Below are 16,379 nucleotides of genomic sequence, written 5' to 3' on the forward strand. Positions count from 1 at the left end.
GAGGACAAAGATAGCATTTTATCATAGAAAAAGAACTGATACAAAAAAGATAGCCTTGGACTTTTATTTATCCAAAGCTATCCATACAAGTACAATCCCTGCGATAGAGACGTCTACAGAATTATTTGCGAAGAGTCAACTTATCAATCCCAAAGAAACCGGTATCATGTCCCGGAGCCAGTGCAATCGACTCAATCTGCAACTCATTCTTTCCTTTTTTCAAATTGACCCGCCCAAGATTCACCAAAAGCAGAGACACTTCTCCATTGGTCAGACTGACTTCCGGAGTAATTACCTTATCATTTACACGAAGGGCAAATGTACCATAATCAGGCGCCACAGTGAACTGTATTTTCGCATAATAAGTTCCTTCCACTTCACTGTCAAAAACTAATGACAGCTTATCTCCCGGTTTAAACTCTTTCCAGTAGAGCTGCATACCCTCACTCCACAAGGGGTGGAAGTTGGTCTGCAATTCAACGGAACCCATATGCCCCGGACGAGGCTGCATGACTTCGCCCTCCACAACCAGACTCATCCCTGAACCGAAAATATCTGACGGTTGGTTGGCAACCCGTTCGCGTACATCGCTCACAAAGGGTTTCGGCTGTATTTCGCCTCCGGGAAGCATATACCAGAAGGTTATCGGAGCATAATTAAGGTGTATATTCGACCAATCGAATAACTCCATGTCAAAGCGCAGGCTCCGGGTAAACGGAATCGCATCCAAACTACGAACACGGGTATTCTGCGCCAAACCTATGTGAGCATAACAACCATCTCCTATGGGTTGGGCAACAAAAGGATGGTTTATCCACGGTTCATAGCGCCCCCAGGCATAGCCATAATAATCTTCTGTACCCGTTCCAAAGTGTGACGGAAAGGTTTCACCGTCCACATACACCTTTTCATCTCCTTCTCCCCACCAACCCAAGTTGGGGTTATAGACAGTAACCGCATCTCCCACATACACGCCCCTACCTTTAAGATCGGCAAACGTAAGGTCCTGGGCAAACTCATCGCCCCGGGCATGGATATGCGTAAACTGCTGCCATGTGGTACCAAAGTGCATGGAGCGCTCATCCCACTGCCACTTTCCACTAACTGCAGCAGCCTTGGATATCTCCACCGGCTGTTCCCCATAATTGGTCAAGGTAATCGTACAGTTCCGCTCGAAAGGCATCACCCACCATGCACTCATCACATCATCCTGCACGGCCCGCGTATACCACGTACCAGTTGCAACGGGATAATAGCCTACCCCAAAAAACTCACCGACCGGAGCCCAGACAGTTAGTTCCCCATCAAAGGCAATGGACAAGACCGTAGAGCGAAGTGCTTGGCGACGGTCATCGGCATCAATCCGCATCGAAAGACGACGAATGGCACGAGAGCCGTCAATCGTAAAACTACGGCTTTCACCCGGAGCCAGAGAAGCCGCCAGATTGAGCGTACTTTCTCTTCCCGCAAGCGGAGTATCAATACCAGGTGTTCCTTCCGACAGCTTCTTATTGACAGCAGCTATCAGCCGGGCATTCTTCTTCAACTCTTTGGCCGAGAAAGAAATCACCTTGACCGGAGAAGTATAAGTGCGGTAATTGATAGCATAGTATACAATGGTCTTACTCTCAATTTTCCCCTCCGGAGTAATCTTCAAGTCCGGCGATTCGATAGTCACCTTGCACCGCTTGGCATAAGGTATGGGCAAATATAAATTATGCCCTCTTTCTTCCATCGGAGCCTCATCGGGTACTGAAGTTGAAAGAGGTTCTCCACAAAGGACTTGCCCGCTCAATATATCACGTACATTGCCTTCAATTACCGGTTTTTCCTCATTGTCTATGTAGATACGCAGAGTCCCTTGTCCCCGATTTATGCCGGAGAAAGTCATCCAGAAACGAACTATGGCACCGGGGCCTTCGGCATCCATCATCACATATTCCGTCCTCCCTCCGTTCTCTTCCTGGCGGATAAACTGTCCTTGGTCGAAATTACCAAACCAGGCACGCTTATCCGTCATGTTATGCGAACTACGGTCGTAGCTGCTGAACTGCTTACACGTATAGGCATTTTCGGGCCAACGCGCCAGCACGGAACGGTCTGTCATCTCATGCAACAATGTCTTAAGAGAGATAACCGGGTCGGCCATAGCCAAACCGCTATAGAGAAATATCAACTGAATTACAAAAACTAGTTTTTTCATCATAACCGATTATTTTAGTAAATCTCCATCTCATTGATGCGTAACACCTTTCCTCCTGCATGCTGCATAGGACGGGTTATCATCAAGCGTACATAGCGTACCTGCGCCGGAGTGTCAATCATACGTGATACGACATTCTGCCGGTTTCCATCTATATTGTCAAGTGTCTTCCATTCTTCAGTCTGGCTGTTTCTGCCTTGCAGGAAGCAAGCGGAAGTAATGTACCCTTTGTCCTCACGGCCTGCATTCACCAGTTTCCAACCGCTCACAGTTTTCGCCTCACCCAAATCAAAATCCACATAGTTCAACGCACTTCCCACTTCACACCATTTGGTATCGACATCCCCGTCAACGATACGTTCGGGCTTCTCATTATCATTAAAATAGCCGGAATAGGCGATAATCTTCGCACCCTTCAACAGGTTTTCTTTTTCCACCTCCACACTGTTCAACTCCATCTCATTGTCACGGATGGCTGTATGGAACAAGCTAGTGGCAACCTGGACGGGTTTCAGAGTTTCCTCCACCAATGTGGCAGCAAAAAGAACAACCTTTTCACTCTTCGGAAGTATAAGGCTGGCAGCACCTGCCGGAATATCGACACCGAACTTGAACATATAGGTAAACTCATAGGCCTCATCGGCTGTAGGAGAGTGGCGGTGAGTTCCCACATAAGCCACTTCGGCATCCTTCAGATAACCTTTGGTATGTCCCGAATGTCCCCACTGTCCGACAAATCCGGTATAGGAAGGTACAATGACCTCACTCTTGTTCCCTCCGCACCGGAAAGTGGCGGCATAGTCCCCGTCCGTAGCGGCAGCCAGAAAATACAGTTTATTATACTTTTTACCTTCCGGTAGAACAATAGTATCACCATTGCACGTCATTCCGTTGGCGGCATCTTTCTCGCCGAGCTGGAAAGGAATTCCGTTTACAGTCAAGGATTCGGGCAACAGTTCTGCCGCAAACGAATAACCCGACTCAAAATCAGCTTCACCGCGGAACTCGTTGAATGAGGAACATTTATAGTTATAGGACAACGGTAAAGAGGCATACTGCAATTGATAAGCGTCCTCGCCCGATGACTTCAAACGTACCTTGAATGTCTTTATAGAATAAGGCTTTATACTTATAGACAGCCCGTTTCCACTAAATTCGGCCGAACCGATACTCTTTTCAGTGCCATCCGCTTCGCAGACACTGGCAATCTCGCCTGCAAAAGAAAGTACCGCATCCTGCACCTTCTCACCGCCCATCTCATAGACACGCACTACATACTCATCCGAGTTCTCGGCTTTCTTCAATGCCTTGATAATGACATTGCGGTTATTGGAAGAGACGAAAGAGAACTCCTTACCCAATGTACCCCTATGTTTATCGGTACGGAAAGCTTTCAGCTTCTGGTTCAATATCTCCGCCTTCTCCATGGTGACAGCCTTGTCAAGTCCGCCGGCATGACCCACCAGACTGTATGTAAAGCAATGATGCCCGAAGTCCTGGCGGTTCTGGTAAGCATAATCCTTGTCTGTTTCGGGGGTATGCAGCAGGGTCAGGCGGAGGGTGTTGTCGTCCGGCTTGTCCCAGCCGTATTTGCTGTCATTCAGGACAGACACGCCATAGTTTCCACTACGGTCAGTCAAATCGGCCCAATACTGTGCATAGACTTCGTAGGCAGTCTCCGTATTGTTGCCCCGCCTCACACTTCCAAGTCCCAAATCGTAGGTGGCTTCCGTATTTGCCATGTTCAAAGGAAATTCGGCCTTCAACAAAGCATTGGACAACTGCCAGTCCACCTCATTGTAAAAGTCTATGCGGTCGGTACGGCTACCCTCATACAAACGGATGTACTGCTTGAAGAGTGACTCTCCATAACGTTTCTCGATGCAGAGTGACTTGCGCAGCTCACCATCCTCCACCAGTGTCATCTTCACATCCTCTGTGATGGAAACCGGTTCCCGGTCTATGGTCTCCTTCAAGATTTCCCAAGCAGGCCACATGTAGGACTTGTTCTGCGTGAAAAGCGCCAAACGAATAGATTTACCGGGTTCCACCAGCTCTTTGCCATTCTTCTTGTCAAACAGTGAAATGATGTCTCCCTTCTTATCCAACGTTATCTTGTAAACAGAATTCTCTAATGTATTGGCATTCACAGATACCCGGGCGTCAGCCGACAGACCGGATGTGCGGACATCATATACCGCATAACCGGTAGCAGGCAAAACAGCTTCCATCAAGAGTCTGGCTTTACCATCGACATAGGACAGTAGTTGGGCGGCCACTTTCCGGCCATTCATATCATATACGGTAATCCCTTTCGGTTTCTTTGGCAAGGCAAGTTCCACCTCTGCCATATCGGCAACCTGGAATCCAAGCGCATTGTAAAGCACCACCGGTATCCCTTTCACCCTGGTATCCATCTTTCTTGCCACAGCGTCAATGGAGGAAGTAAGAATACCGGAGAACTGCTTGAGGGAAATCAACTCGTCATTCCATGAGAATTCATAAGCCCGCGGTATACTTGTTCCCGTAAGGTCATCATGGAACTGATGGAAAATGAAACGCTGCCAGTTCTCAGTCAATGCAGCTCCGGGATAGGAAGCTTGGTTCAGCCATTCGGCTACAACGGAGGAGCGTTCCGCTGCATCCCCCAAAAGATCATTCTGACGGTTGTACAGCTTCATGGCAGCCTGGGAAGTATAACATCCGGTACCGTGAACATCCATCAACAGTTCACCGTTGAACTTGGGCAGTTCCGGATGGCTTGCGTAAGGCTGGAAGTCTTTATATATCCGGTCACTCGTGGCACTGACAATCTGCAGCGGACCATTGCCTTGCAGGCCTTTCTCTATGGCACGTACAGACTCCAATGTAGGTGAACCACCTATGTCTCCCGTACCGTAATAGCGGTAGACCATGTGAAGCGGAGAGTGGGTAGTCAATTCCAACAAATTCTTGTTTTCCGACAAGTCTTCGTCCTCAAAACGCTGGTTATAATCATATCCATGAGCCATCATGATGGTAGAGCCGTCTATACCTTGCCATAGGCCGATAGTGAAAGGATATTTGTCGTTGCCGTAGAACGGCTTGTTGCGCCACTGCAACTTCTGAGAAGAGAAACCAATCAGTCCGCAATGGGACGTAATGGCAGGAAGTGTCCAGCCAAAACCGAAACAATCCGGCAAAAAGATGTCAGTGCTTTCCACACCAAATTCCTTCCGATAATAATTCTGACCAAGCATGATGTTACGAATCGCAGACTCTATGGAAGGAACCAGTGTATCAGTGGCATCCCAGCTGGCTCCGCTGATATGCCAACGGCCGCTCTCTATGAATTTCTTCATCTCTTCGTATTGCGCCGGATAATATTCCTTCATCCAGGCATACTTGACCGCACCTTCAAAATTAAAGATGTATTCCGGATACTGCTTCAGCAGAAACAAATTCTGACTGATCGTGTTCCATACATAATCCTTTATTGTGGTCTGGATATCCCAGTTCCACTGTGTGTCCAAATGTGCATCAGACACCATGTAGGCTTTCGGTCTTTGCGCCTGAGCACCATTCTGAGCATAGGTACCGCCACCCATTAGCAAGGCGGATACCAATACTGCAATCTGTCTTTTCATTTTCTGTTTATTTATTGTTTATTGTGTTTAAAGGTTTTATTTATTGCAGTTCGCTGATCTCGGCGAAAAGCTCAATCATACAGGCATTCTCCAGTAGACTCTTGAACTGCTCTTTTCTGTTTCCCGACCAATCATTACTAAACAAGCCATTCTCATCACGCGCATAGTTCCAAGCATAATCCGCATTCGCAATCATGGTCTTTATGTACGCCTCATTCCTATCAACCAGATATAGCGCCTTCAAACCTCTGAACAAGATTACATTAAACCAAGGAGTTGCCGGAAAGAATTTCATCTCTCCTGTTGCGATAGGCTGTACCTTCAGAAAGAAACGGCAGGCACCCTCGGCTGTCTGCTGCGCTTCCTTCAGGTAACGCTTCTCTCCAGTTACCTGATAGAGAAGTACACCGGCCTGAATCATCTGCCCGCTGTTATAAGTATATTTGGCCGGATCCACTTTTCCCTGCAAATTCTTGTTGTCCCAATATACAAAGTCAGAAGGGTCACAAAGATTGTCACGGGTCCATTGATAGGTCTTCTTAGCTTGCTCAAGGTATTTTGCATCCTTAGTCAACTTAAACAGCCTCATACAGAGAACAGTAGCCGGAGCATTCGAACAAGTGTTTTTTGATTCTTTCTTCTGTTCGCACCAATAGATTCCTCCCCCCAACTCTTCGGACCATCCGGAATAAATATAGTCATGCAGCTGGATGGCTTTTTCCAGATACTCCTTGTCACCAGTCTGTTCATAGTAATCACAGAAATCAATGGCCACCCAGTCATTGTCATCGTAATAACGATCATTATGACCTGCAAAAGCCGGATACGACTGGTAACAATGGGGAATCCGGGTAGAGTCCCAATAAAGGTCCAGTCCCGGCTTTATCTGCCGGTCCATCAGTTTTCTGTACTTCTTTTGCCCGGAAACCTTATACAAAGAGACACAACCGGATACCAAGGCTGAATAAGGCCACAAGAAAGAGACCTCCTGCTGGTTAACAACAGCGCCGGTATTGGCCGTATATGTAATTCTCTGCTCCGGGTTTCTTGGATAAGTTTCCGTCAGCAGGCCATACTTCTCCACTTTATAGAGAGTAAGTATCTGCTGAAGCAAAGAATCGGCTCGTTGCAGATAGATTTGTTTGCTTGTCTGTGCAGACAAGCAAACCGGTAACGAGAGAGCTATTAATAAAAATAAATTCCTAAGCTTCATATCCAATTCAAGTCAAGTGATTATTATTCCAGCTTCATATCGGCACACATCAGGAAAGCATTGTACGGCCCCCACATGGACATGATGAACCAAAGCTGGTCATCATTGTCTTTCAACGGATGTATGTAAGCGCAATACAAAGCTGGATATCTGTCCGCTTCCGCCAATACCTTCGGCTCGCTCCACTGGACGAGATCCTTCGATGTACAATAAAGAATGGCATGCCTTTTGGTCAAAGGAGTCTCGTCATGATTCGGATCATAATTATAAGTCAGAATCCAACGCTCAAACTTCTTGTGCCATATCAGCGACGCTTCTCCTACGGGACCTCTCAATACCGGAGTAGCGGCAGCCTCATTTCCACGTATCCACTCTTTACTTTCACCATTCCAGTATTCATAGGCCTTCATATCCAGAAGATCTTTCTCAAGGAAACGCGCCAGATACGCAGCATCACCACGTCCGGCCTGTGTGCCAAGCATATAAATCCATCCGTCACGTTTGGCATAAGCCACTTGCGAAAAATGACTGTCGGGAGAAAAAGTCACCTCTTCACGCCGTTCCCATGTCCGACCGTCATCATTGGAAGTATAGACAGAAGAAAAATTGGTAAGCCAGCGTCCATGAGGCGCTCCCCAATCATAGATGTTCATAATATGGACACAATCCGTTTTACCGGCCCGAATAGCACTCGTAGGGATGGAAGTCTGGTATACCTCCGGATTCGTCTTACCGCCCGCACATACCTCAAGCGCCTTACCATCGGCATCAAGCAGCATTGAATCTATTTTAAGACCGTCTGTAAGCTCTGTATCCGATGAAAAAGCCAGTACGTTGGAACGCCAGTTGGAACCATTGCCACCATTTTTATTCACGACAAAACCTTCTCCACTGGTATCTCCGAAAAACATGCCCACACGGTTTCCATCCATATGCCACATTAACCCCAAATCCGTTCCATATACATCAAAGTCAGGTCCGGTATTATTGGGATTCAGCAATGTATCTCCCGGCAAAGGATCACCCGTGACACGGGATATCATGCGTACATTATCAATACACAGCGTTTTTTCACTATCAGCATCCTTACAAGCCATATTGCCCGTCAAACTACAGGTAACAAGCCCGAACAGTAAAATTTGTTTAGTTCTCATTCTTATCAATTCCATATACAAGTACACATTCCCACATCTATTCCTTTATTCTTTCCAGGATAATCAGTCCCAGTTCAAACTGGTCCCCACCGTTATTATTTCTCACATGGAAAGTGACCGAATTGGTTTGTTCCGTCAAATTGATGTCTCCTACATGTACTCTGTCTTTAGACACTTCTTTGTCCTTCTTAGTAGAGATCCATCCGGACAGTTGCTTCTGGCGTTGCCAAACCTGGAAATCGGCACCATTCGGTTTCTCGAAATAGTTTATCAGCACTTTATATTTTCCTTCGGGCACATCGTTCAGCATGATGCGCACTACTCCTCCATGCTGGGTGGTCATACGGATTCCACGCTCATTTGTTACCTGGACACCTCCACCAAGACTCAGCTGCATCAATTGAGGGAAATAAATATGTTCTGTCGGCTGATATACAGTGCGTAATTCAGCAGTAGGCTCTTCTCTGCCTTGCAATGGCTGGGCTGCATAGAAGAATCCAACAGATGTATAATCTACCGGGAAATTATTTTTTACTTCACCATGTTCCATTCCATGATAGATTTCCTTCTCATAGGACATTTTGTCGGCCAAGAAGAAACGGTATCCACCGGTTCTGGCCATCGGAAGTGAATAATCCAGACAACCATGGAGAGGGAGGCTGTTTCCTCTGTCCCAACGATCCAATAAAGCATACCAGCCACCGTTGTAATAGTCTTCGGAACCGGTGCCGTGCAGACGCATTTTATTATCTACGTAAGTGCTGTCGTCCCCTTCGAAGAACAAGGTCATTCCCGGACGCAGGCCTTGTGCCTGATGGATGGTTCCTACATAATGTCCTTTTCCTTTTTGTGCAGCAAACTTATGGAAAATGCCGAGAGGAGTTTTCTCTCTACGCCATACAGAATAGAACTTACCCTCTTCCTTCACATTACGCTTATTACTGTTATAGTACACTTTAACGTTTACAGAAATAGGAGATTGCTGAATACCTTCTCTCTTTTTATAAATCATCTTCATAGAAGCTGACTTGTCAAAAGGCATTGGCAGATAGCAGTAGTTGGAAGTACCTTGCTTACCCATTAAGATACTCCGCATTGCTCCTTTTCCATAGGCATATCCAAAAAAATCAGCAACGGGGGCATAAATAGCCTCCACCTTCTCATTATCCCATTTAGCTGAAAGAATCACATCTTTGTATAAACCTTCGAAAGATGTTCCGCCATCAATCGACATACCTACAATACGTCCCGGTTCTGCCATCTCAAAGAAAGAAACTTCTTCTCCCGGACTCAGTGTAAATACCTTTTCTTCCGTCTGTACACCAGCTGATTTTCCAAAGGTATAATTCGTTACAGCAGGAGACAAGTCAGCCCATATTCTATTCACCTCAGCCAACAAATCCTTATCCTGCTGTGAGAATTCACCGGTATAGGTTTCCACCTTCTTTTCCGGCAAGTTACGGTATTGTATCTGAATGAATTCCAATTTAGGTCCATCGAAAACAATTTTGCAGGACTTTTTGTACGTAATGGGCAGATAACAATAAAAACCACCGATTTCATTACCACAAACGGGCTTTGTAAACGGATAAACCTTACCGGAAAACAAATCCGAGAACTTTATTTTCAGACCGGGCTCTTTCTGTCCATCAAAATAGAAATAGAGCATATTGTCCGTCGGTGTAGGAGTCCAGATTCGGTTGATGACTCCGGGGCCTTCCATCTCAGCAATCACCAACTTATCACCTTCCTTACGAAGGAAAGAATAAGTACCCGCAAAACCATCATCATTGCCTCCGGTACGGTCGTAACTCGAGAACTGCTCCACATAAGAGCCAGTGCGATACTCCGGCAATTTATCCACTCTTTTCAATAACTCCAGCTCATCCGTCCATCTGTATGGGTTCTGAGCCACGGCATACGAGCCTGCCAATAGAATGGCAGACAAGAAAACAGAAACTTCTTTCAAATTAATTTTCATAAACTATTTTACTATATGTTTTTTAAAAAGGCAAGGAGAGAATGCCTGTTTAAACGGTATCTCTCCTCACTGACAGTATTATTTCAATAGAAAGGATTATGGTCTATAAAACCACATCAATTCTCCTCTTCTGAAAGTACCATGGTATTTACGCCAAAGAATTTGGCCCATTGTACATTGTTCGGGCCCGGTTTCATCTCGATATAAACAACACCTTCGTCATTAGGCTCAATACCCTTAATCTCTACCGTTCTATCTAAATTATAGTCATTAACCAAATAAGCAACGCCATCGTTCTTTCCGATTACATGGAACTCGGTTTCAGTTCCACGGTCATTGATGTGAGCATAGAAACTGAACGTATATTTTGTTCCTTGAGAGAGACCTGTCACCTTAAATCCACTGAGCGGAATCTTAATACCGTCGCTGAAAAACATATCCTCAGAAGCTGTTTTTGGAAGACCCAAATTATTATTCAAACCGCGAGCCAATTTTCCGGAAAACGGTTTGTCCACCTCGATGCCGAAAGTAGTAGGACGACCTCTATGGTCGAGCATATTTACCAATCCGGGGTCTCTGGGATTCCTATAGTTGTTAAACGGAGCCGGAGAATCAATGACACCAAAGTCAATGTAACACGTCTTAGGAGTCTTGGTAACAGTCAAGTCACTAAAGTAGCACAACTTGCCATCGGCTGTCTCTACCTTGATAACCGTTTTTCCAACGGCAATAGGCGTAATGACGGCTGCGTTGTTTTCTACACCTTCAATGGTCGCTACATCGGAATCGAGCACGCTCCATTTCAACAGATAGGAATCACCCGCCAAAGTGTCAACGGAAGCGGTGACAGTGACATTCTCGTCAATCTCCACATAAACTGCCGATTGATCGATACGGACAAACTTACGATTGGACAAGTCCACCTCATTATCATCCGAGCAAGACATCAATGTGGTAAACGCTAACGCCATCGTACAAAAAATGAATTTTATTGATTTCATACTTGTTCTCTAATTATTTATTAATATCCGGGAGCTTGTCTCAAATTGGGGTTGATGTCCATCTGAGCCTGCGGAACGGGCCATAAATACATTCTTTTGTTGAAGGTACGGCTCTTGTAGTAAGTTCTCTTATAAAAAGCCTTCGAATTGTTCACATCATCGCTCTTCTCAGAACCGTCATGATTCATACCATAAAGCTTGCCGCCCAGGTATTTGTCGGCAATCTTCCAACGACGGAGGTCATGGAAACGGATACCTTCACAATTGAACTCTACCCGACGTTCTTGCTGAATGGCGGCACGCATTTCTTCCTTACTCAGCCCTTCCTTCAAAGCGGGAATTCCGGCACGTTCACGAATCAAGTTCACATACTTATATACATCGGGAGTGGGAGCTGGCGAAGACTCGTTCAATGCTTCCGCATAGCCCAAATACGCTTCAGCCATTCTGTATAAGATACCCGGCTGATATACATGCTTTTTATCTCTGGGAAATACATCCAAAGAGATTCGCTTACGGACATTATAACCGTTCTGCGGAGAGTCGAAAGTCATATCCGTATCACGGCCTCCTTGAAGGAAGTTCACACGACGGTTATCAACTCCCAGCCATGCGCCATTATAGATGACGGAAACATAGAAGCGAGGCTCCCGGTTGCAATACATGTTGTAGGTACCTTCTTCTGTTACCGGGCTTACACCGGTTTCTTTATTGGCAAGGTTCGAAGGTCCACCGCCCGGCCACTTCGTGGTTCTATACTCTGTATTGGTAGAGAATCCGTTTTCCACATACCCCGATTCCGGGTTGATAATGGGCGAACCATCCTCGTTATATCCCAATATAGGCATTTCACCGTTCTTCATATAAAAAGCGTCCACCAGTTCCTGAGTAACACCCATAGCGGCATTTCCACCGATACCTTTCGGCAGATGATGAGCCTGCCAGGAGTTCAGGTTCTCATTTTCGGGGCGTCCGAAAAGAATCTCCTTATTACCTTCTGAGAAGCGTTTCAACGACATGTTATAGTAAGACATGAAGGGGTCAATGCTTCCATCCACATTATATTCATAGTACAGCTTATGTCCGGCTGCTTCGGCTGCCTTTATCAAGTCGAGATGAGCTTTGGCAGCCTTTTCCCATCTTTCCGGTTTGGCTTCGGCATCAAAAAGGAATTCTCCTTCTGAGTTCTTCCAGTCCTTGAGGTCCGGATTGCCATTGAACAACGGACTTGCGGCAAATAACAGTGTTTTGGCACGTATTGCCAAAGCCATGATAGAGGTGGCCCTGCCCCAATCGGTATTATTGGGATAGACAGCGGGCAGATGTTCTGACACTTCCAGCAGCTCTTTGTCAATCCAATCTACCACTTCGGCATAGGGTCTTTGGGGCGTCATCATCTCCGATTCGGGCGCATCGACGGCAACAAGCACACCGGGAGTAAACGGTATGGCACCATACAACTCAATCATCAAAGAGTAATAGTAGGCTATCAAGAAGCGGACTTCGTACTTCATCTGGTTGACATAAGATTCCGTCAGGTCTTTTTCCGGAAGTACTTTTGCCTCCTGCAAGAAGATAAGGCCGGAACGTATGCGCTTGTGCAATTCTACCCAATAATAGGGGGCCCATGTTGAGATAGGACTCCAGTTTCCGGTGGTGTAGGCATACACACTGCTCCATCCATACGGCGACCAATCTTGGGGAATAGTGATATCATCGCCCATAATGTTATAACCTTGCTCCTTGAAATACCCCCACATGGGGCTGGGAATGGATGAATAAACACCTGCCAACCAGTCCTCAGTCCTTATCTTGTCCGTGAAAATCATCTCCATGGTAAGCTGGTCGTCGGGAGCCTTGTCCAAGAAATCGTTGCAACTCGTTGTCAATGCCAGGGTGCACGACAATAAGACAGCTTTTGCTATAGATTTATATTTTTTCATTTTCTTCGTATCTTAATTAATTGTTGAAATTGATGCTAAAACCCACTGATACAGATTTCATCTGTGGGTATCTCAATCCATCGGTAGTTTCCAGTTCGGGGTCCCAAAGCTTGAAGTTGGAGAACGTCAGCAGATTGGTTCCTCTTGCAAACAAACGGCAGCCGCGGATGCCAATTTTGGTAGTCCAACGTTGCGGAAGAGTATATCCAAGTTCCAGATTCTTCAGGCGCAGGAAACTCATGTCACGCAACCACCATGTGGAAGCTTGTTCATTGTTTGCCACAGCCTTGTCTCCCATACGGGGCCAGAATACATCTTGCCTCGGATTTTCAGGTGTCCAACGGTCGTCAATGTTCGAATAGATGTTACCAGCACCTAAGGAAGAACCCGGCAACCAGGTCTCTCCGCCCAAGAGCTGGTAGGTTTTACCTGTTCCTTGGAAGAATACTCCCAAATCGAACGACTTATAGCTTACTGTAGCTCCAAAACCATAGACAATCTCGGGAATACGTGTACCACCAATGGCTGTTTTATCTACTGCGGTCACTTCACCATCCCCGTTCAAATCTTTGTATTTAATGTCACCGGGACGTAGGTTACTCATATCACTGAACTTCTGTGCCGGAATTCCTTCCTTAAGCATACCGTTTTCATCGAAATCATCTTCCGTAAAGAGCCTTTCGGCTATCAAGCCAAACAATTGCCCTATAGGCTTACCGGTTTGCGAACGGTATGTACCCAAGATGGCGGCAGGTTCGTCTATTTCCACAACCTTATTGTGTGCGTAGGTATAGTTTGCCATAGCGGAAATGGCCCAATCGCTATTGAACTTATGGTTGACATTCAAAGACACATCAAATCCCTGATTCTCGACCTTGCCATAATTGGCCCAAACGGGGCGGTTGAATCCGGTAGAACCAGGTACATTGGTACGCTTCATAAAGATATCTTCACGCTTCTCCTTAAACACATCCACAACAATATTCACGCTATTGTTCCATAACCCCAAATCTAGTCCAGCATTCATCTTAGTCACAGTCTCCCAGGTCAGGTCAGATACACCAATCTCACCTTCCGAACGTCCCAAGCGATATATCTCTGCATCCGTACCCCAGCGATAAGAACCCGTATCAACGATAGTGGAAATATATGCAAAACGTCTGTAATCTGCGCGTCCCCTGATTCCCAACTCACTGTTTCCTGCCTTACCCCAAGTAGCCCTCAACTTTAAATTGGAGATGATACCTGAAAGCGGCTCCATAAACTTTTCCTGAGACACAATCCATCCTATCGCCGCTGCCGGGAAAAAGCCGAAGCGTTTGCCCTTGGCAAAGTTCTCGGAACCGTTATAACCGAAATTCAGCTCGGCGATATAACGGCTGTCATAAGTGTACGAGAGTCTTCCAGCTATACCTTGTGTACGATAAGGAAGCGCTTCTCCGTTGTTGTAGTCCTTTTGATTGTACAAAAACATCCCCCCCACATCATGTACGTCACCGAAAACATGATTGTACGAAAGCATTCCTTCCAGATAGATGGACTGGTCGCCCCATTCAGCTCCTTTTGCATAGCCCAGGAACTCTTGTCCGGTGGTCTGCACATCAGTGATGATGTTGCCCTCTGCATCGCGTGCGGTGGCGGGATTGTAGTAATAGGGGTTCTTGGAACGTGTTACGGAAGTTGCCGAGAACTTGTCGAAAGAGAAGGTTCCTTTGAACTTCAATCCCGGTGTAACGAACTTCAAATCTTGTTCCAACGATACTAAGGATTCAATCTTATTATGATTTAGTTTTTCGTATCCACGCTGCGTGGCCCACGCCCAAGGGTTCTCCTTGTACATCACACGTGGAATGCGCCCATCGGCATAGATAGCCGGATGCACGTAGGGAGGTACACGCATGGCTTGATAGAAAATGCCCTGGTTGGTTTCCGTGTCTCCCGGAGGAGCGTTACGAGTTTGCAGGAATACGCCCACATTGGCGCGGAACAAAGTGGTGGGAGTCACATTCACATCTACATTGGAACGCACCGTATATCGGCTCACCTTCAGGGAAGAGTCCCACTCCTGGTTTTTGTCGCGTTCAATGATACCGTTCTCATTGTAATATCCTGCCACCAACGCATAACGAAGAATGTCCGTACCACCGTTGACACTAACGTTCGCCTTTGTGTTGTCTGCATGGTCTTTGGAGATAACATCCCACCAATTCACATCGGGATAGAGTTCCGGGTCGGTCTGGTTCTTGTAGTTCAGCAGGGTGGCTTCGCTTACAAACGGGTTTCTACCCTGCTCGGCATACATTTCGTTAATCAGTTCCAGATACTTCACACTGCCGATGTAGTCGGGTATCTTGATGGGTTGCGTAAAGGAGTGTTCGAAGCGGACGTTCACCTGCGGCTTTCCAATCTTGCCGCGCTTGGTCTCAATCATCACTACACCATTGGCACCGCGCACACCATAGACGGCACTGGCGGCAGCATCCTTCAACACGGAAAAGGAGGCGATTTCTTCAGGGTCGATGTCGTGGAGCGAACGCTCGACGCCGTCCACCAATACCAGCGGATTGGTATTGCCAGTAAAGCTACTGATACCACGAATCCAGAAGTCGGAGTTATTGAACCAAGGGTCACCGCTACGCTGAACCGCAATCACACCGGGAACCATACCCGCCAAGTTGTTACTAAGCGAACGGCTGGGAGCCGCGGCAAGTTTGGCCGGCTCTATATTGGTAATGGAGCCGACCACAGAAGCTTTCTTCTGCGTTCCGAAGCCCACTACCACCACTTCGTCAAGGGCTGCCACATCTTCTTCCAAAGCTACATCAAGCACTCCTTTGGAGCCTACCGCTACCACTTTATCCTTAAAGCCAATATAAGAGAATTTTAATGACGGCTTATTACCTTTCAACGTAATCGTATACGTACCGTTGATGTCCGTCACCACACCATTAGAAGGGTCTGCCGCCTCCGTCACATTCACACCGATGAGCAACTCACCCTGTGCATCCATCACACGTCCGGTCACCTTCTTAGGCGACTGGGCAAATGCCGAGCTACTGATGCACAACAGTAGCATCAGCATCCAGCCCACAAATTGCTTTTTGGGAATATTCTTCATTTCGTACCTTTATTAATGATTTATTGAATTTGCTGCTCCGTAGAACTATTTTTCCATAGTCGTGCCAATATAGTGGCACAGTTTTGCCAATATAGAGACACAGTTTTGCCAATATAATGGCAAAACCCCGGATATAAATA

General features: G+C 46.5%; 8 protein-coding genes. All 8 read right to left on the reverse strand.

All coding sequences use genetic code 11. From position 1 onward, the window contains the following. Window positions 1–121: 121 nt before the first annotated feature. A complete protein-coding gene (locus DWY55_RS03545) occupies window positions 122–2,206 on the reverse strand; it encodes a DUF2961 domain-containing protein (protein WP_008662208.1) in 2,085 nt (694 codons plus the stop codon). An 11-nt stretch (window positions 2,207–2,217) separates the two neighbouring features. Next, entirely contained in the window at window positions 2,218–5,829 is a 3,612-nt protein-coding gene (locus DWY55_RS03550) for a glycoside hydrolase family 38 C-terminal domain-containing protein (protein WP_120178019.1), read from the reverse strand. A gap of 40 nt (window positions 5,830–5,869) precedes the next feature. Continuing rightward, entirely contained in the window at window positions 5,870–7,042 is a 1,173-nt protein-coding gene (locus tag DWY55_RS03555) for a glycoside hydrolase family 76 protein (protein ID WP_117703756.1), read from the reverse strand. Between the two features lie 23 nt (window positions 7,043–7,065). Then, window positions 7,066–8,211, reverse strand: coding sequence for a DUF4185 domain-containing protein (locus tag DWY55_RS03560; RefSeq protein ID WP_005833955.1), 1,146 nt, complete (start codon window positions 8,209–8,211; stop codon window positions 7,066–7,068). 22 nt (window positions 8,212–8,233) lie between these two features. Continuing rightward, on the reverse strand, window positions 8,234–10,177 hold the full coding sequence (locus tag DWY55_RS03565; RefSeq protein WP_005824777.1) for a glycoside hydrolase family 172 protein: 1,944 nt from the start codon (window positions 10,175–10,177) through the stop codon (window positions 8,234–8,236). Between the two features lie 116 nt (window positions 10,178–10,293). After that, the gene (locus tag DWY55_RS03570) at window positions 10,294–11,178 is read right to left on the reverse strand and encodes a hypothetical protein (protein WP_120028732.1); all 885 of its coding nucleotides are present in this window, start codon (window positions 11,176–11,178) and stop codon (window positions 10,294–10,296) included. A 20-nt stretch (window positions 11,179–11,198) separates the two neighbouring features. Continuing rightward, entirely contained in the window at window positions 11,199–13,121 is a 1,923-nt protein-coding gene (locus DWY55_RS03575; protein ID WP_118931255.1) for a RagB/SusD family nutrient uptake outer membrane protein, read from the reverse strand. A gap of 16 nt (window positions 13,122–13,137) precedes the next feature. Continuing rightward, complete coding sequence (locus DWY55_RS03580; protein WP_120178020.1) at window positions 13,138–16,239, reverse strand: SusC/RagA family TonB-linked outer membrane protein; 3,102 nt, start codon at window positions 16,237–16,239, stop codon at window positions 13,138–13,140. Window positions 16,240–16,379: the final 140 nt, after the last annotated feature.

Origin of the sequence: Bacteroides sp. AF25-38AC, from assembly GCF_003602995.1 — a bacterium.
Lineage (GTDB): Bacteria > Bacteroidota > Bacteroidia > Bacteroidales > Bacteroidaceae > Bacteroides > Bacteroides uniformis.

Coding starts and splice junctions, on each gene's coding strand:
- DWY55_RS03545 (WP_008662208.1), bottom strand. CDS start 2,206: ATGATGAAAAAACTAGTTTTTGTAATTCAGTTGATATTTCTCTATAGC.
- DWY55_RS03550 (WP_120178019.1), bottom strand. CDS start 5,829: ATGAAAAGACAGATTGCAGTATTGGTATCCGCCTTGCTAATGGGTGGC.
- DWY55_RS03555 (WP_117703756.1), bottom strand. CDS start 7,042: ATGAAGCTTAGGAATTTATTTTTATTAATAGCTCTCTCGTTACCGGTT.
- DWY55_RS03560 (WP_005833955.1), bottom strand. CDS start 8,211: ATGGAATTGATAAGAATGAGAACTAAACAAATTTTACTGTTCGGGCTT.
- DWY55_RS03565 (WP_005824777.1), bottom strand. CDS start 10,177: ATGAAAATTAATTTGAAAGAAGTTTCTGTTTTCTTGTCTGCCATTCTA.
- DWY55_RS03570 (WP_120028732.1), bottom strand. CDS start 11,178: ATGAAATCAATAAAATTCATTTTTTGTACGATGGCGTTAGCGTTTACC.
- DWY55_RS03575 (WP_118931255.1), bottom strand. CDS start 13,121: ATGAAAAAATATAAATCTATAGCAAAAGCTGTCTTATTGTCGTGCACC.
- DWY55_RS03580 (WP_120178020.1), bottom strand. CDS start 16,239: ATGAAGAATATTCCCAAAAAGCAATTTGTGGGCTGGATGCTGATGCTA.